This is a genomic window from Pyrococcus kukulkanii (genome assembly GCF_041647995.1).
Taxonomy (GTDB): domain Archaea; phylum Methanobacteriota_B; class Thermococci; order Thermococcales; family Thermococcaceae; genus Pyrococcus.
Map to the genome: position 1 here is coordinate 108,561 of NZ_JARRIB010000003.1, position 17,200 is coordinate 125,760.

The window sequence follows — 17,200 nt, forward strand, 5'->3', positions numbered from 1 at the left end:
AGGCGGGTGGCCTATCAAGTGCCTGGCCCCTCCTTCGGGGGGTAGGACCTCGGGCGATTGGGGGCGGCAGACTAAGCGGGTCGGTTGACCCTTCCCGCTTACATCCCCGCCCCATCAACCGGGTCTTCTGCCCGAGCCCTCGTCCCTGGCAACGGGCCGGTCGCCCAGGCCCAAGCGCCAGGGAACGGCCGCCTATTTTCGGGGGCCGCTTCGGCCTTAGATGCTTTCAGGCCTTATCGGCTGCGGCGTAGCTGCCCGGCTATGCCCGGGAGGACAACCGGTAGACCAGAGGCCGCGGCACCCTGTTCCTCTCGTACTAGGGGCACCTTCCCCTCAGGCGGCCAACACCCCCGGTAGATAGCATCCGACCTGTCTCACGACGGTCTAAACCCAGCTCACGTTCCCCTTTAATGGGTGAACACCCCCACCCTTGGCCCCTGCTGCAGGGCCAGGATGGGAAGAGCCGACAGCGAGGTAGCAAGCCTCGGGGTCGATATGGGCTCTCGCCCGAGACGACTCTGTTATCCCCAGGGTAGCTTTTCTGTCATCCCTGGCCCCCACCGGGGAGGCACAGGGGTTCGCTAGGCCACCCTTTCGGGGCTGGACCCGCCTCTGTTACGGGTCCAGTCAGGCCGGCTTTTGCCCTTGCACTCTACGGCGGATTCCTGACCCGCCTGAGCCGACCTTAGGGCGCCTCCGATACCTTTTCGGAGGCGTGCCGCCCCAGCCAAACTGCCCACCTACCGCTGTCCCCCCTTACGGGGGTTAGCCACACGGCGGGAGGTGGGCGGTGTCTCATGGACGGCTCCACCCGGCCCGGAGACCGGGCTTCGACGCCTCCCGCCTACGCTGCGCACCCCCCGCCGTGTGGCAACGGCAGGCTGCAGTAAAGCTCCATGGGGTCTTCGCTTCCCACCGGGGGTCCCTGGCATGCGCGCCAGGCAGAGGTTTCGCCGGGCCCCGGCCGGGGACAGCGGGGACCTCGTTACGCCATTCATGCAGGTCGGCATTTAACCGACAAGGAATTTCGCTACCTTAAGAGGGTTATAGTTACCCCCGCCGTTTACCGGTGCTTCACCCGGTTGTACCCGGGCTTCACATACCGGCACTGGGCAGGCGTCGGCCCCAGTACAAACCCTTTCGGGCTAGCTGGGACCTGTGTTTTTATTAAACAGTCGGGCCCCCCTAGTCACTGCGACCTGCGGGTTACGCACCCGCAGGCACCCCTTCTCCCGAAGTTACGGGGCCAGTTTGCCGAGTTCCCTCGGCCGGGTTTCCCCCGACACGCCTTAGGCTTCTCACCCAGGGGCACCTGTGTCGGTTCTCGGTACGGTCGCGGGGGATCGGAATTCCCGGAGGGCTTTTCACGGGCCCCAGGGATCGGCGGAACCCCCCTAACGGGGGGCCATTCGCGCTTTCACCCGGTTCTCGCCATTACGGCACTCCCCGGGCTTATACGCTTAGCCGGCCTCATCGGCCGGTCCGCCTACCCCGAGGCGTCACCCTCCGGGCTTGCGTTGCCGCACCTACCCCCGCGGTACGGGAATATAAACCCGTTTCCCTTTCCCCCGCGCCGAGTTACGGGCGGGGTTAGGACCGACTAACCCACGGCTGACGACCATTGCCGTGGAACCCTGGCCCCTCCGGCGGTCGGGATTCTCACCCGACTACGCTGCTACTCCCGGCAGGATCCGCGATACCGGCGGCTCCACCGGACCTTACGGCCCGGCTTCTACGCCACCGGCACGCCCGCCTACCCGATCACGGACCAATCGGTCCGTGCGCCGGGGTCTCGGCGGCCGGCTTGAGCCCCGTCCATTTTCGGGGCCCCGGACCTCGACGGGTGAGCTGTTACGCACTCTTTAAAGGATGGCTGCTTCTAAGCCTACCTCCCCGCTGTCTAAGGCCCGGGACACCCTTTGGAGTAACACTTAGCCGGCACTTTGGGGCCTTAACCCCGGTCTGGGTTGTTCCCCTCTCGGTGGACGGCTTACACCGCCACCCTACTCCCCCCATCTACGGCGGCGGTGGGTTCGGAGTTTGACAGGAGGCCGGGGGCTTTCGCCCCCTGCACCTCCAATCAGTGCTCTACCCCACCGCCTACCTCCGGGGAGGCCATCCTACGGGATGATTCGGCGGGAACCAGCTATCTCCGGCCTCGATTGGCCTTTCACCCCTAGCCCGGGGTCACGGGAGCGAACTGCACATCAGCACCCCTAGCGGGCCTCCATCCCTCGGTTGAGGGACTTCACCCTGCCCCGGGCTAGATCGACCGGTTTCGGGTCTCGCGGCCGTGACTCCGGGCGCTTTCGCACCCCGCCCCTCGCCCCCAGAAGGGGGCTGCGGGCCTGTCGGTTTCCCTGCGGCTACGGGGCTTAACCCCCTTAACCTCGCCACGGCCGCGAACTCCCTGCCCCGTGTTTCAAGACGGACGGTGCAACCCCGGTCCCCTCCCCTCGTACTCCCGCGTCGCCGCGGTTTCCTTCGGGGAGGCTCATTCCTTTCGGGCCGCACCCTCCTATCGCCGCCCGGTTTCAGGCTCTTTTCACCCCCCTCCCGGGGTGCTTTTCAGCTTTCCCTCACGGTACTAGTTCGCTATCGGTCTCGGGACGTATTTAGGGTTGGGAGCCGATGCCTCCCAGCTTCCCGCCGGATATCCAACCGACGGTACTCAGGGACCCCCGAGACCCTGCGGGCTTACGCCTACGGGGCTATCACCCTCTCCGGCGCCGCGTTCCAGCGGACTTCGGCTTCACCCGCGAGGGTCTCATACGGGGGCCCTGCAACCCCACATCCCCCGGACCTCGTCGGCCCGGGGTTCAGTTTGCCCTCTGCCGTTTTCGGTCGCCCCTACTCACGGCATCGCTTTTGCTTTCTTTTCCTGCGGGTACTAAGATGTTTCAATTCCCCGCGTTCCCCCTCCGGGGCGTAAACCCCGGAGTGCGGCATAAGCCGCGGGAGGTCCCATTCGGGAATCCCCGGTTCGACGGCTGCCTGCGCCTCGCCGGGGCTTATCGCAGCTTGCCACGCCCTTCGTCGGCGCCCCGAGCCGAGCCATCCACCGGGCGGCTTAGTGTCCTAGCCCCCCTACCGGAGGGGCCAGGCACTTCTTGGGCCACCCGCCTATGCGCGGCCCTCATCGTCGCCCCCTATTAGGGGGCCTTGGGCCCTTCCGCCCCGAGCATTTGCTCGGGACGTGCATCTCTTCGTGGTGGACCGGCCGGGATTTGAACCCGGGGCCTCCGCCTTGCAAGGGCGGCGCTCATACCAGGCTGAGCTACCGGCCCACCAGAAAAAGGCAGGCCCGGCACCCCTTTAGTCCCCCGGACGGGGTTCCCGGCGATAGGAGGTGATCGAGCCGTAGGTTCCCCTACGGCTACCTTGTTACGACTTCTCCCCCCTCACGGAGCCCGGGCTCGACCCGACCTCCCGAAGGAGATCGAGCCTCACCCGGGCCCCGCTCGGGTGGAGTGACGGGCGGTGTGTGCAAGGAGCAGGGACGTATTCGCCGCGCGATGATGACGCGCGGGTACTAGGGATTCCAGCTTCACGCGGGCGAGTTGCAGCCCGCGATCCGAACTGAGGGCGGGTTTAGGGGATTCCCTTCCCCTTTCGGGGTCGGGTCCCATTGTCCCGCCCATTGTAGCGCGCGTGTAGCCCGGGGGTTTCGGGGCATACTGACCTACCGTCGCCCGCCCCTTCCTCCGGCTTATCGCCGGCAGTCCCCCCAGAGTGCCTCCCTCCCGGGCGGGAGGGACTGGCAACTGGGGGCGCGGGTCTCGCTCGTTACCACACTTAAGTGGACGCCTCACGGTACGAGCTGACGGCGGCCATGCACCTCCTCTCGGCGCGTCCGGCAAGACCTTCAGCCTGGCCTTCATCCTGCCGTCGCCCCCGGTGAGGTTCCCGGCGTTGAATCCAATTAAACCGCACGCTCCACCCCTTGTAGTGCTCCCCCGCCAATTCCTTTAAGTTTCAGCCTTGCGGCCGTACTCCCCAGGCGGCGGGCTTAACGGCTTCCCTACGGCACCGGGCGAGCTCGAAGCTCGCCCGACACCTAGCCCGCATCCTTTACAGCCAGGACTACCCGGGTATCTAATCCGGTTCGCTCCCCTGGCCTTCGGCCCTCACCGTCGGACCCGTTCCAGCCGGGCGCCTTCGCCACTGGCGGTCCCCCCGGGATTATAGGATTTCACCCCTACCCCGGGGGTACCCCCGGCCTCTCCCGGTCCCAAGGCCCGCAGTATCCCCAGCGAGCCCCACGGTTGAGCCGTGGGATTTCGCCAGGGACTTACGGGCCCGGCTACGGCCGCTTTAGGCCCAATAATAGTGGCCACCACTCGGGCCGCCGGTATTACCGCGGCGGCTGCCACCGGCCTTGCCCAGCCCTTATTCCCGGAGCTTTTTACACTCCGGAAAAGCCGTGCCAGAGGCACGGCACTGGGGGTCCCCCCGTCGCGGTTTCCCGCATTGCGGAGGTTTCGCGCCTGCTGCGCCCCGTAGGGCCTGGACCCGTGTCTCAGTGTCCATCTCCGGGCTCCCGCTCTCACGGCCCGTACCGATCTTCGGCTTGGTGGGCCGTTACCCCACCAACTACCTAATCGGCCGCCGGCCCATCCTCGGGCGGGACCTTACGGTCCCCTTTCGGCCTGGGGACCTTCCAGTACCCCAGGCCTATGGGGGATTAGCCCCAGTTTCCCGGGGTTATCCCCCTCCCGAGGGTAGGTTACCGACGTGTTACTGAGCCGTCCGCCGGTGGCGTCCCAGAAGGGACGCCCCCTTGACTCGCATGGCTTAGTCGGACCCCCATAGCAGTGGCCTCCGGCAGGATCAACCGGAATTAAGGGAGTACGGCCGGTGGAACTCCCCACGCGGGGGAGTACCAATTCCCCGTCCGGGGGTTTGACCGGGGTGCCGGGCCTGCCTTGCCCCCGAGGGGTCCCCCGTTTCAGGGGTTTTCCTCGGGAGCGCATCTTGCTATACCCAGGGGAGGAGGGCGGGGTTCATGCCGGGGGCTTTGCCCCCAATCCCCCCGACGCCGCCGTCTTGACCCCTGGGTTTTTCACCCCCTTATTCGGGGGCTCCACCCAATAGTCCCGAACCTCCATAATGAAAAATTTTTGCACAATGAAGTTAATTATCAAAGAATATGATAAAAACACCAACCTATAAGGGGCAAAAATAAGCAAAAATTAGCTAAAATTTAAGGATCTCAACAAGTTTGTCTCTACAGTAGTTTCAATGTCCTTAACCGGGATAACAACCTCCTCCCCAGCAATCTTGGCATAGAACTCTATATCCGCCCTAACCTTGCTAACCTCCCCATTCATTATATGCTCCTTAATTGCGTCTTTGAATGGATCAGGGGATAATACTACTCTTGCCTTTACACTTCCGTAACCCTTAGCGGGGATTATGGACCCCTCGATTATCTTCCCCTCACCAACCTTGATATCGTTCATATAAAGCTCAGCCTTCAAGTTCGTTATTGGCAATGGGAAATTGTTTGGGTTATATAATTTTATGTCTCCAACGATCTCTATTCCTTTCCTAGAGACCCCTCCCCATCTCGCATATATCCCCTCAATCCCAGGAGTTTTGAGAGGCACCATACCGGCAATTGTATACGTCTTCGGTTCTTGTTTTAACTCTTGGAGACGGGACAAAACGTTCGTTTTTAACTGCGTTAGGTGAGTGAATTGATAAGGGATCACATTGAGTATCTTTGCAGTTCCACTAATTTCAACAGCACTATCTTCTTTATTCTTGATGTGAGCTATAAAACCATCAACAACCTTATCAAGGTTAATTGTTGATGTTATTGTTACCTTCTGGGTCAGAAATCCAACTTTAACTTTATTTATCGTTGCAACTGAGACATTAGCAAGTTTCAGTGTAACGTTTTCCACAGTTAGAGGAAGAGGAGAAGGATTTCCCAAGTCAATCCTGAATTCAACGTTTACGTTGTCGCCCTCTATGGCACCCCAGCTAGCAGAAACGCTTGGATGAAAGTTCAGTGCAAAGTAACCAGCATATATCAACCAGACCAAAAATACTACCGCTATTATAGCTCCAACTTTTCCCATATTCTCCCACCATTTCTTATTTAACGCTAAGGTATTTATATGTTAATGGGGGCATTCAAACTATGTTTGAAGAAATCTTTAGTTCGACATTACTCATGCTCATAATGATAGATCCAAGCGACAAAATATTGTTAGTCAGCTTGTTAAGGGAAGATTTCCATATAGAGGATGTAAAAAGCCTGATAATAAGAGCAAATTTAATTGGATGGGTACTCCTCTTGATTTTTGCCGTAGCTGGCAAGGTTATACTCCAAGACATATTCCATATAGAGATCGACGCACTGAGGGTAGCAGGAGGATTCGTCCTATTTAAGATTGGACTTGAGGCCCTAGAAGGGGGAGGAATGGTAACGATAAAGAGGGAGAAAAATATACTGGCCCTTGCCGCCGTCCCAGTGGCAACGCCACTCATAGCAGGACCAGCGGCAATTACAGCGGCAATAACACTGACAGCAGAATATGGTATTCACATCTCTATTATCGCAACTACGATTGCAATTGCAATAACGGCAGTCCTAATGATGATAGCCCTTTATGCCATGAGAAACGTGAACAAAACAGTGCTAAGTGTCACAATAAGGATAATAGGATTATTCATTATGGCAATAGGAGCACAAATGATGATTACAGGAGCAGGGAGCATACTTGTGAGAATCCTTAAAGGAGCTTAATGCTCTTGTCAAGTATCAAATGCAGCAAGTATCCAGAGAAAGCTGCAAGACCTATTAGGTAAGCCTCTCCAGGAGCTAAAGAAATTCCATACCTAACCCCTAAGAATGTGAGTAGGCCATAAAGGGTTGCAAATGTGAGGGAGTGCACTATCCCTCGATGACGAGGCATTAGGAGTGTGAAGATGTACCACCCAATAACGGCAAATATTCCTCCAACACCCCAAGCGTATATGAGGGAGTAATCGCTTGGGATGTAAGCCTGAATCCTGTAAGCCACAACACTTCCCAAGATCACGGAAAATATTGGCTTAATCCCTCTATGAATTATTGAATCAGGATGATCTATATCGGGAAGATCACTTCCTAAAACATAGAAAGCATAACCTAAGGCCAAGGAAAGAAAAGTTAACTTCAAATTAAGGACATCCCTTAGGAAATAGGCTAATACAACAAAAAGGGGATAAGTTATCAAGCCTGCCAGAACATGTTCCTCATAATTCATTCCCTTTTCTCCTCCATAAACTTCCTAACGTAGTCGGGAACTTTGTAATTGCCTCTTGGATCCCCAACTAAGAATCCCAAGCTAACTAAATGCTCCAATTTTTCATAAACCTCTGTACCTGGCATTTTGAGCTCCTTAGCAACTTCAATGTAGCTCACCGGCCCACCCTTAAATTTGTTGACTATAACATTCACAAGGGGTTTAAATTCCGTTGGTATCCTTGTTAGATATTCCTCTAAGGATTTTGGCTCCTCAAGTATCGTTGTGACAACGTACTCATTTATCGGGTCGAACTTGTGTTTAACGGCCTCACTTAAAACGTAATTGAGCAACCTAAGTATTTGTCTAGGATTTCCCTTTCCAAGCTCATGAATTAACCTTATTGCATCTTCAGTGAAGGGATAAATTGGATCCGCTGTATCCCTAATTCTAACCTTTGCAAGTCTTTTCTTAACTAACTCAACGACTTCCTCATAACTCATTGGCCTAAGCTTGAACTCATAGTGAAGCCTCATAAAGAATGCGGGAAATAATTTAGAGTACTCTTCATACACTTCGGGAATGCATGCAAAAGCAAAGAGGCTTCCAGGGGGCATGTTACTGATAAAGTGCCTCAGCATTTCGAAGAATAATATTTTCTCCTTTTCATTTGCCCCCTGCATGTTTTCAAGTTCGTCAAGTAGTAATGCAGAGTACTGATACTTAGAAAGTTCCTGAGTAAGCATCTCAGCAATATCCCTACTCTTATACTCATTTATTGAAGATAGCATCCTTTCAAGCCTGTTTATAAATCCAAGCTTCTTCGATAGGTTTTCAAGGAATATGTTTGTCCTATTTTTTGGAGGTTTTAGGGCGCTAAATATGTCTCTTGTAATCTTCAATATGTCCGTAGTGTCTACTTTAACATATATTACCTTACCCCCCTTCTCCTCAACAACTCTTGCGACGCTCTTCAACCTCTGAGTTTTCCCCATCCCCAGGGGGCCAACAATAGAAAATGTTATCGAGCTCTTATTTCCAATGACATCTGATATTAGGGAAGAAATTTTCATATCAACCTCCTGGTAAACATGAATCGATTCTATATCCTCTATTCCCTCGCTCGCTAATTCTATGAATGGATTCTTTGAAAGACCATAAACCTCATAGGAAGGAGAAGCATAAATACGAAGTGTGCCTTCCATTGTTGTCCCTCCAATCAGATATCACGGCATTCTTATAAAACTTTATACCAACTTTGGCCTAGGTGGCACTCATGGAGTTCATCGAATGGTATCCAAGAGGATATGGCGTGGCATTTAAAGTTAAGAGAAAAATCCTTGAGAGGAAGTCTAAGTACCAAAAAATTGAAATTTACGAAACTGAAGGATTCGGAAGACTTCTAGCTCTAGATGGAACTGTTCAGTTAGTAACAGAAGGAGAAAAAAGTTACCACGAGCCCCTTGTTCATCCAGCCCTGCTGGCCCATCCGAACCCAGAAAGGGTACTTGTGATTGGTGGTGGAGATGGGGGGACAATTAGGGAAGTTCTCAGACATAAAGAAATCAAGGAGGCAATAATGGTAGAAATTGATAGAATGGTGGTAGAAATAGCATCTGAGTTTATAGGGATTGATGAGGGCCTGCTAGGGAAAATGTTAAAGAATGAGTGTAAAAGAGCAAAGTTGGTAATAGGGGATGGGGTTAAATTCCTTAAAGAGAATAAGGGGTTTGATGTGATAATTGTAGATTCTACAGATCCCGTAGGGCCTGCGGAGATGCTCTTCAGCGAAGAGTTTTACAAAGATGCTTACGAGGCACTTAAGGATCCAGGAATTTACGTTACCCAAGCAGGGAGTGTGTATTTATTTACAGACGAACTTACTGGAGCGTACAAGAGAATGAAGAAAGTTTTTGATAGGGTTTACTACTATAGCTTTCCGGTAATAGGGTACGCATCCCCTTGGGCATTTTTAGTAGGAGTAAAAGGAGAACTAGACTTCAAGAAAGTAGATGTTAGGAGAGCCAAGCAACTGAAACTTGAATACTATGATCCAGAAAATCATGAAACGCTATTCCAGATGCCAAAATATATTCGGGAGAAACTTCAGAGGTTATAGTATTTTCCGTAGTATTGCTTTAACGCCTTTTGTCTTTCAAGGAAGTGTGTGAATAGTAATGGATCTGTATCTTTAACATCAACTATGACAGCCTCTCCTCCAGCTTTTGGTCTTAATGCTCTTCCAATTGTCTGAATTGTCATGACATCACTCTTTCCACCGCCGGCAAGTATTATTGCAGATATCTCTGGTATATCAACCCCTTCCTTCAAAAGCGTTGAAACTAGAACTGGAATTTTCCCACCTTTAAACTTTTCTAAGATTTTCCACCTATTTGGACTCTGAGAGCTTAGGAACTCGGCATTTATTCCCTTTTCACGAAGCATCTTAACCAGTATTTCCCCATGATCTATTCTTTTTACATCAATTAGCACCCTGTGTCCCTGCTTGGCAAGATCAACTGCTTTTTCCACTATTGCCTTATTCCTCTCCTCATTTTCCATTATTACCTCCTCATATAGCTCCTTATACTTGTCAGCAAGTGCAGGCATGTTTGATTCATACTCTATAACCTCAAACTTTGGCTTCGCGAGGAATCCCTCTTTTATAAGATCTTCAGCCTTTACTTCGTAAATTATTGGACCAACAACGCCCTCTATTTTCATCTCTTCCCCTCTTAGTCTCCTCCAGGGAGTCGCAGAAAGACCAAACCTATAAACTTGAGGAAGACTCATTCCTACTTGATAAAATTTCTCCGCTGCGGACGTTCTATGGCATTCATCAAAAAGAACTACAGCATATTTATTCTGCAACTTCTCTACTCCCCTTGATAGGAGAGTCTGAATCATCGCAACGGTAATAGGTCCTTCCTGCCATTTATTGTCTCCAACTACTCCAGCCTTTATTCCTAAAACTTCCTCAACTTTCTCAGCCCATTGATAAAGTAGCTCCTTTGTGTGGACTATTATTAAGGCAGACTTATTTATTTCATGAATTATCCTAAGGCCAACAATAGTTTTTCCACTTCCAACAGGTAAAGCCAAAACACCCATCTTTTCTTTTATTGCAAGCTTAACAGCTTTCTTTTGATATTTCCTTAACTCATAATTCTTATTCCATTCAGAATTTAGAGGCTCCCCTTCGACTATCCTCTCGTCCTTTATCTTAACCCTGTATCCTTTTGAGTTCAGGAATTTCTTTACCCTAAGAAGTAATCCAACCGGGAAAGTATTCGTATATGGGTCGTATAAGCTCTCTGCCTTATCCCACCTGCCAAAGTCCTTCCTAAACGACAATAAGTTATATATTTGGAAATAAACCTTAGGATCAGCCCTCTCCACTTTAACTTTTGCACTCCCTCTTGGGATCCTAAACACTACCATATCTCACCACTACGAAGGTTGTGTTTGAAAATCTGCTTTTATAAAAATTTGCATTGGACATAACCAACATTTTTAAAGTGCAATGCCCAAAAATTCTCAAGAGGTGACGAAAATGGTCATGAAGTTATCTAAACTCTACAAGAAGAAAATATACAACACGAAGGGTAAATACGTTGGAGAAGTTGATGAGATAATAATTGACATTGGAGAAAGATATGGTAAAGTCCTAATTTTAGCATTACCAGGAGAAAGAGTCGGTGTACCATATGAGAGGGTTACAGCTGTGGGAGATATAATCCTTGTAGAGGCGGCAAATAAAAAAACCTAATAGAGGAGAAAAATTTCTCCCTCGACGTCCTCTAAATAACTCCCAAGACCTCCTATCTTTAGTTTCTCCCCTTTCTCAGTTTCAATCGTTATATTTGCTGTCAGAGGTGTATATTCAAAGCCTATGATCCTTCCTTTTATTTTAACTTGGGTTTTATCTTTGAGGAATCTTCCAATAACCTCTATCTCTCTACCGACGCCGATACTCTTAAGTACGGTTATTACTGTCCTTATATGAGTCAGTACAACGGGTTTACTAAGTTTGTCATACTCAAGTCCCTTAATTTCTTTGCTATTATCAAAGTACATCGTATAAAACCAGTGGACATAGTTCTGAATTAGTTTCGCAGACTTCGCCCAGAAGGAATAAAATCTTTCCTTTCCTTTATTTTCTGGCAAAGTTCCAAAGAAAAGGGCATAGTTTACGTCTCCAATTACCCAAGTACCCATAAGCCAAGGAGCCTCCCCACTTTTTGCCAATATCACATTTCCTTTTTCATTAAGCCACTTAGGGATACTTTCAAAATTACTTACAATTATCATCAGAATGTCATCCCTCTTCTCTATAGCATCTCTCAGCTGTTTAAGGAATTCAAAGGGCGTGTTAATTAATATTTCATGCTTTGCACTCCTTATTATGTATTCAGCTCTCTCAACAGTGTTCTCAAAACCATAAATTGTCCATATCTCCGGCAATTCTTCTCCATGGGTCTCCTTATATAGATATTCAAAAGCCTTCTTTAGGTTTTCAATATCCTCTATAAGCTCCTTTTTAAGCCTCTCCAAGACGAGTTCTGGATTCACCGGGGCATAAAGCCTAGGCGTGCCATGCATGATGTCAACAAAACCCTTCTTTGATAGTGAGCTCAACACGTCGTAAATCCTTGTGTGAGGGATTCCACTCTCCCTTGTCACATCAGTAGCCTTGCTTGGCCCCAATTTGAGAAGTGTTATGTATGCTAAACTCTCATACTTAGTTAGGCCAAATTTTTGAAGCTTTTGAATTATATCTTCCTCTATCATCTCACTACCTCCCAGGTTTCATCCTTAGTGATATATGGGATTATATGCCTATAAAGGTTTTAGCTATGTGAACTACTAAAGGGCAGTATGTTTCTTTGTGTGTCGTTGTGGGTGGCTCGTGGAGAGGTTGCTTACACTGAGGCAGGTGGCTGAAATTCTCAGCGTGAGCTTTATTACAACCAAGAGGTGGATTTACTCTGGCAGGAGAAAGGCAGTAAAGCTTCCAACGGGCAAGTGGAGGAAGATCATGAGGATACCAAACCTTGCAACGGAGATTGGCATCGGGATGTCCTCGCTGTTTGGAATTTGTGTTTTAAGGGATTATGAGAACTCTGCCCCGAGCCCTGGTGGTGTTTTCGTAGGTGGGAGCCCCGTGCCGTTGGGCTCGAGCGCCACCAGTGAAGCCACCTGGATTGAAAAATCCAGATGGCTAAGGTGGAACTCCCTACCGCCGATACACGATGAAGCGGTAGGGAGAAACGGTAATAACCCTTAATAACAAACACGTGCGTGATAATCATGGATAGTGTGGCAGAATTTATAGCCAAGAAATGTAAGGCAGGAAAAGTCATTGAGATAGGGATTGGATTTTATACTAAGATTGCAGAAAAGCTAAGGGAATTAAACGTCAATGTTATTGTCGTTGATGTCAATGAGAGTTCAATAAAAAGAGCAAGGGAGCTAGGATTGGAGGGCTATGTTGATGATATTTTCAACCACTCCCCAGAGATATACAGGGGAGCATGCTGTATTTATTCAATTCGACCCACTCCAGAAATGATGCCCGCTCTACTGAGACTTGCCAAAAAGCTTGGGGTTCCACTTTACATAGTTCCGCTTACCGGGGATTCTCCTCCAAAAGGGATGAAGTTAATTAACTACAGAGGCATACCAATATACAAGTGGGAGCCATGATAGTCAAGGAAGTTTTGGATATCGCGGAGAAAATTAAGAGCATGGAAATAAGGGGAGCTGGAAGGATTGCAAGAGCAGCAGCTCAAGCCTTAATGATACAGGCAGCGAAAAGCAAAGCAAGAGACGAAAAAGAGCTTTGGGAGGAATTAAAAGAAGCAGCGAAAATTTTGTACCACACAAGACCAACAGCGGTTTCTCTGCCAAATGCGTTAAGGTACGTGATGCACAGAGCCAAGCTTGCTTATTCTTCAGGAGCCAACCTTGAGACCCTTAGATTCACAGTGATAAACTCTGCAAAGGAGTTTATCCACAATTCCGAAAAAGCCATTGAAAGGATTGGCGAAATTGGAGCGAAGAGAATTGAAGATGGAGATGTGATAATGACACACTGCCATAGCAAGGCGGCAATTAGCGTCATGAAAACTGCCTGGGAGCAGGGAAAAGAGATCAAGGTTATAGTCACGGAGACGAGACCAAGATGGCAGGGGAAGATCACAGCTAAAGAACTAGCCAGCTATGGAATCCCGGTGATATATGTTGTCGATGCAGCGGCAAGGCATTACATGAAGATGACGGATAAGGTTGTGATGGGAGCAGATTCGATAACGGCAAATGGAGCTGTAATAAATAAAATTGGAACGGCATTAATTGCGTTGACCGCAAAGGAGCATAGGGTGTGGGTAATGATTGCGGCCGAGACCTACAAGTTTCATCCAGAAACTATGCTTGGCCAGTTGGTTGAAATCGAAATGAGGGATCCCACTGAAGTCATTCCGGAGGAGGAACTAAAGACTTGGCCGAAAAATATAGAGGTGTGGAACCCTGCCTTTGACGTGACCCCACCGGAGTACATTGACGTTATAATAACGGAGAGGGGAGTTATTCCACCGTATGCAGCGATAGATATCCTGAGGGAAGAGTTCGGATGGGCCTTTAAGTATAGGGAACCCTGGGAAGATTAATATACTCCCACCTCAAAAATTTCATATAGCCCGGGGAGCACCGCCGAAGGCGGAGTCGATGAACTTGGGCGGGTTAATACCCCCGCTTTTTTGCACACTATTGTCCCATCCCGACTTCCAAAAGACATTTAAGTTCATTGAAGGTTAACTTGATAAGCTAAGGTAAAAGTGGATACATTGGCTTTACGAATGTAAAGAACATTTTCGTCCAATGCCGAAAGCTTTATATTTAATGAGCTAAAAACATCTAACGCATAAAAATGTTCAGGTGATCATATCTGTTCGTTGGAGGTGTGAGGAATGGAAGAAGCTCTTAAGAAAAAATTTGAGAAAGGCTCACTTAACTTTGAAGCTTACTTTTCCGAAAAGGCCTTGAGAATGAAAGCTTCAGAAATAAGAGAACTACTCAAGCTTGTTGAGACTAGTGACGTTATTAGCCTTGCAGGAGGATTGCCAAATCCTAAGACGTTCCCCGTTGACATCATTGACAAAATCTTAGATGAAGTTATTAGGGAGCACGCTGATAAGGCCTTGCAATATGGAACGACTAAAGGATTTACACCTCTAAGGTTAGCAATTGCCGAGTGGCTGAGAAAGAGATATGGTATTCCAACATCAAAGGTAGATATAATGGTAACGAGCGGTTCTCAGCAGGCTCTCGACTTGATAGGTAGAGTTTTCATAAACCCTGGGGACATAGTGGTAGTTGAGGCCCCAACATATCTGGCTGCACTTCAGGCGTTCAGCTTCTATGAGCCGGATTACATTCAGGTACCCCTTGACGATGAGGGCATGAGGACTGATTTGTTAGAGGAGAAACTAAGAAAACTCAAGGCAGAAGGAAAGAGGGTTAAGCTTGTGTACACCGTTCCAACGTTCCAAAATCCTGCGGGAGTTACAATGACTGAGGAAAGAAGGAAGCACTTACTTGAGCTTGCGAGCGAATATGACTTCATAATAGTGGAAGACGATCCCTATGGAGAGCTCAGGTACTCTGGAAAACCAGTTCCAAAGATAAAGGCCCTAGACACGGAGGGCAGAGTACTCTACTTGGGAACCTTCTCAAAGATACTTGCCCCAGGATTCAGGCTTGGGTGGATTGCGGGAGAGCCACACTTCATAAGAAAGCTGGAGATAGCTAAGCAGAGTGTTGATCTCTGCACAAATGCGTTCGGCCAGATAGTTGCTTGGAAGTACCTTGAGGGGGGTTACTTAGAAAAGCACATCCCAAAGATAATCGAATTCTACAAGCCCAGGAGGGATGTCATGCTTGAAGCTCTAGAGGAACACATGCCCGAGGGGGTCAAGTGGACTAAGCCAGATGGAGGAATGTTCGTCTGGGTTACACTACCCGAGAAGATAGATACAAAGTTAATGCTTGAAAAGGCAGTAAAGAGGGGAGTCGCCTACGTTCCAGGCGAAGCATTCTATGCCCATAGGGACGTTAAGAACACTATGAGACTGAACTTCACGTACGTTGACGAAGATAAGATTAGGGAGGGGATTAAAAGGCTCGCAGAAACGATAAAGGAAGAACTGTAAGTTTTAGTCTCCCCTTCTACTAAACATTTATTTAACCGAAACCCTTTTTAACGATACAATTGAATTAAGCCCTAGGATATTTCATTTGCTTCTACCCCTTTGATTGCTTCCAGAGGTGATATACCATGAAGTGGAAGGGTATCCTATCAATGGCGGTTCTCGTTTTTGCCATTGTAGCAAGTGGATGTATAGGAGGCACCCAAGAAACTAAGACAGAGGTATCAAAAGTTACACTTACTGGCGACTTTACCAAGGACATCATAGAGATCGGAAAAATACTCCAAGAAAACGGTATTAATGAGGTGAAATTTGCCGCATGGGGCTCAGGAGACCCAAACAGTGTCATGAGGGTTTACGGTATAGTGGATGCAGCATACAAAATAAATAAAATCTGGGAGCAAAACGGGATTAAAGTAAATATAACGGTTACAACCAAGTACGATCAGAGCTTCAAGGATCAATATCAGGAGTTCTTAAGCAAGCAGCCTCTTGGCCAAGCTGGCGATTTCTTTGTGAATAGCTATGCATTCCTGCCAACATTGGCAGAGGAAGGTTACATTCTCGACATAACTGAGTATGCAAAAGCCTATCAGGACGTAATAAATGACTTCTATCCAAACTTGCTTGAGGCAGCAAAGTACAAGGGTAAGCTTTACGGTCTACCCCAAGATACAGAGGCCAGGCCGCTATATGTAAGAAAGGACGTGGCTAAGTGCGCAGGCTTAGATGTAGACACGCTACCAGAGAAAGTCAAGAATGGAGAATTTACCTGGAGTGACGTATATTACTGGGCCAAGAAAGCCAAGGATAATGATTGTTCTGAGTGGGGTCTAATCCACAGAAAAGGGTCAGCACACCCAGACCTAATACAGTTCATTTTCGCATTCAACGGAAAGCTCTACAATCCAGACACAGGAAAGCTTGTTCTTGATGTTCCAGCAGTATATAAGTGGCTCTATGTTGAGTGGAAGTTTGCCCAAGATGGGCTATTACCAAAAGACATTATGAGCTGGGACTGGGCAAAACAGATCCACCCCACGATAGTTGAGGGGAGAACACTCTTTGATATTGGTGGCACTTGGTACTGGACAGAGTGGCAGACAAAACAGTACTACCACGGAAGAGGTCTTAAGCCGGAAGAAGTAAAGGAATGGTTTGCTTACACCTTATTCCCAGCCGGAGAGAAGGGGGACAAGCCAGTAACACTCAGCCAGCCTTTCATTTGGATGATAAACTCTAAAGCCGGCCAGCTAAATCCAAAGTATGAGGAGCTAAAGGACGTCTACCATGCGTTGGCATTCCTAATGGTAATAAAGGCCAGTGATCCAGAGATAAATGCCATCCACAGCGTTATCTCAGCCCACTTACCAGTTAGAAAGGAGGCAGCTAAGTTAATTAAGGATGAGAGCTGGCTTAACAAGCTCAAGAACCTTGACCTAGACTTAGCTCCAGAAGTCAAAGACAACATAAAGGACATAGTTGAAAAGACCGTTAACCCAATTAACGCCCAGTTCTTAGCAGACGTTAGTTACATGCTAGAATACACCCACCTAGCTCCAGCACATCCAAAGTACCCAGCTCTCGCCGATATATTCAAAGAGGCCGTTGACAAGGTGCTGAGAGGAGATATGACACCAGAAGAGGCCATTAACTTCATAGAGGACAAAATTAAGGCCGACAAAGAGCTCGCAGATAACGTTGAAATCAAGGGAGAGATTCCAAAGGACTGGAAGTTCCCTCAGGGGTGATTAA

13 protein-coding genes, 1 tRNA gene and 2 rRNA genes are annotated in these 17,200 nt (G+C 49.1%); 8 read left to right on the forward strand and 8 right to left on the reverse strand.

The window, feature by feature from the left end:
• Positions 1–37: 37 nt before the first annotated feature.
• The 4 genes from P8X24_RS06895 to P8X24_RS06910 all read right to left on the reverse strand — a co-directional run bounded on the left by P8X24_RS06895 (position 38) and on the right by P8X24_RS06910 (position 6,086).
• Positions 38–3,086 (reverse strand): 23S ribosomal RNA (locus tag P8X24_RS06895).
• Positions 3,087–3,209: 123 nt separating this feature from the next.
• Positions 3,210–3,287, reverse strand: a tRNA-Ala gene (locus P8X24_RS06900).
• A gap of 57 nt (positions 3,288–3,344) precedes the next feature.
• Positions 3,345–4,841 (reverse strand): 16S ribosomal RNA (locus tag P8X24_RS06905).
• The 16S and 23S rRNA genes sit together here with 1 tRNA gene alongside, the layout of an rRNA operon.
• Before the next feature lie 351 nt (positions 4,842–5,192).
• Positions 5,193–6,086: an LEA type 2 family protein gene (locus P8X24_RS06910; RefSeq protein WP_372914806.1), complete on the reverse strand. Its 894-nt coding sequence runs from the start codon at positions 6,084–6,086 to the stop codon at positions 5,193–5,195.
• Between the two features lie 62 nt (positions 6,087–6,148).
• Between P8X24_RS06910 and P8X24_RS06915 the strand changes: the two genes are divergently transcribed.
• Entirely contained in the window at positions 6,149–6,757 is a 609-nt protein-coding gene (locus tag P8X24_RS06915; RefSeq protein WP_372914808.1) for a MarC family protein, read from the forward strand.
• Here the strand turns inward: P8X24_RS06915 and P8X24_RS06920 are convergent.
• Both P8X24_RS06920 and P8X24_RS06925 read right to left on the reverse strand, forming a co-directional pair.
• The gene (locus tag P8X24_RS06920) at positions 6,744–7,259 is read right to left on the reverse strand and encodes a metal-dependent hydrolase (RefSeq protein WP_372914810.1); all 516 of its coding nucleotides are present in this window, start codon (positions 7,257–7,259) and stop codon (positions 6,744–6,746) included. The genes P8X24_RS06915 and P8X24_RS06920 overlap by 14 nt on opposite strands.
• The gene (locus P8X24_RS06925) at positions 7,256–8,443 is read right to left on the reverse strand and encodes an AAA family ATPase (RefSeq protein ID WP_372914812.1); all 1,188 of its coding nucleotides are present in this window, start codon (positions 8,441–8,443) and stop codon (positions 7,256–7,258) included. Before P8X24_RS06925 ends, P8X24_RS06920 begins: the two co-directional genes overlap by 4 nt.
• 71 nt (positions 8,444–8,514) lie before the next feature.
• On the opposite strand from P8X24_RS06925, the gene speE reads away from it, so the two are divergent.
• Complete coding sequence (gene speE, locus P8X24_RS06930; protein ID WP_372914814.1) at positions 8,515–9,357, forward strand: polyamine aminopropyltransferase; 843 nt, start codon at positions 8,515–8,517, stop codon at positions 9,355–9,357.
• On the opposite strand, the gene P8X24_RS06935 is transcribed toward speE, so the two are convergent.
• Positions 9,345–10,679, reverse strand: a complete 1,335-nt coding sequence (locus P8X24_RS06935) for a DEAD/DEAH box helicase (RefSeq protein ID WP_372914816.1) — start codon at positions 10,677–10,679, stop codon at positions 9,345–9,347. The genes speE and P8X24_RS06935 overlap by 13 nt on opposite strands.
• A 112-nt stretch (positions 10,680–10,791) precedes the next feature.
• Between P8X24_RS06935 and P8X24_RS06940 the strand changes: the two genes are divergently transcribed.
• Positions 10,792–11,007, forward strand: a complete 216-nt coding sequence (locus tag P8X24_RS06940) for a PRC-barrel domain-containing protein (protein WP_372914818.1) — start codon at positions 10,792–10,794, stop codon at positions 11,005–11,007.
• Here the strand turns inward: P8X24_RS06940 and trmBL1 are convergent.
• Positions 11,004–12,029, reverse strand: a complete 1,026-nt coding sequence (gene trmBL1 / locus P8X24_RS06945) for an HTH-type sugar sensing transcriptional regulator TrmBL1 (RefSeq protein WP_372914820.1) — start codon at positions 12,027–12,029, stop codon at positions 11,004–11,006. The genes P8X24_RS06940 and trmBL1 overlap by 4 nt on opposite strands.
• Before the next feature lie 118 nt (positions 12,030–12,147).
• Between trmBL1 and P8X24_RS06950 the strand changes: the two genes are divergently transcribed.
• The 5 genes from P8X24_RS06950 (at position 12,148) to P8X24_RS06970 (ending at position 17,196) form a co-directional block, all read left to right on the forward strand.
• Entirely contained in the window at positions 12,148–12,525 is a 378-nt protein-coding gene (locus P8X24_RS06950) for a hypothetical protein (protein ID WP_372914822.1), read from the forward strand.
• A 23-nt stretch (positions 12,526–12,548) separates the two neighbouring features.
• Entirely contained in the window at positions 12,549–12,944 is a 396-nt protein-coding gene (locus P8X24_RS06955; RefSeq protein ID WP_372914824.1) for a UPF0146 family protein, read from the forward strand.
• Entirely contained in the window at positions 12,941–13,906 is a 966-nt protein-coding gene (locus P8X24_RS06960) for a ribose 1,5-bisphosphate isomerase (RefSeq protein WP_372914826.1), read from the forward strand. The genes P8X24_RS06955 and P8X24_RS06960 overlap by 4 nt, the downstream gene beginning before the upstream one ends.
• A 300-nt stretch (positions 13,907–14,206) precedes the next feature.
• Positions 14,207–15,448, forward strand: a complete 1,242-nt coding sequence (locus tag P8X24_RS06965) for an aminotransferase-like domain-containing protein (RefSeq protein ID WP_372914828.1) — start codon at positions 14,207–14,209, stop codon at positions 15,446–15,448.
• A gap of 125 nt (positions 15,449–15,573) precedes the next feature.
• Positions 15,574–17,196: an extracellular solute-binding protein gene (locus tag P8X24_RS06970; RefSeq protein WP_372914830.1), complete on the forward strand. Its 1,623-nt coding sequence runs from the start codon at positions 15,574–15,576 to the stop codon at positions 17,194–17,196.
• Positions 17,197–17,200: the final 4 nt, after the last annotated feature.

Excerpts from the sequence above, each read along its gene's own strand:
- P8X24_RS06910 (WP_372914806.1), bottom strand. The coding sequence starts at position 6,086 with ATGGGAAAAGTTGGAGCTATAATAGCGGTAGTATTTTTGGTCTGGTTG.
- P8X24_RS06915 (WP_372914808.1), top strand. The coding sequence starts at position 6,149 with ATGTTTGAAGAAATCTTTAGTTCGACATTACTCATGCTCATAATGATA.
- P8X24_RS06920 (WP_372914810.1), bottom strand. The coding sequence starts at position 7,259 with ATGAATTATGAGGAACATGTTCTGGCAGGCTTGATAACTTATCCCCTT.
- P8X24_RS06925 (WP_372914812.1), bottom strand. The coding sequence starts at position 8,443 with ATGGAAGGCACACTTCGTATTTATGCTTCTCCTTCCTATGAGGTTTAT.
- speE (WP_372914814.1), top strand. The coding sequence starts at position 8,515 with ATGGAGTTCATCGAATGGTATCCAAGAGGATATGGCGTGGCATTTAAA.
- P8X24_RS06935 (WP_372914816.1), bottom strand. The coding sequence starts at position 10,679 with ATGGTAGTGTTTAGGATCCCAAGAGGGAGTGCAAAAGTTAAAGTGGAG.
- P8X24_RS06940 (WP_372914818.1), top strand. The coding sequence starts at position 10,792 with ATGGTCATGAAGTTATCTAAACTCTACAAGAAGAAAATATACAACACG.
- trmBL1 (WP_372914820.1), bottom strand. The coding sequence starts at position 12,029 with ATGATAGAGGAAGATATAATTCAAAAGCTTCAAAAATTTGGCCTAACT.
- P8X24_RS06955 (WP_372914824.1), top strand. The coding sequence starts at position 12,549 with ATGGATAGTGTGGCAGAATTTATAGCCAAGAAATGTAAGGCAGGAAAA.
- P8X24_RS06960 (WP_372914826.1), top strand. The coding sequence starts at position 12,941 with ATGATAGTCAAGGAAGTTTTGGATATCGCGGAGAAAATTAAGAGCATG.
- P8X24_RS06965 (WP_372914828.1), top strand. The coding sequence starts at position 14,207 with ATGGAAGAAGCTCTTAAGAAAAAATTTGAGAAAGGCTCACTTAACTTT.
- P8X24_RS06970 (WP_372914830.1), top strand. The coding sequence starts at position 15,574 with ATGAAGTGGAAGGGTATCCTATCAATGGCGGTTCTCGTTTTTGCCATT.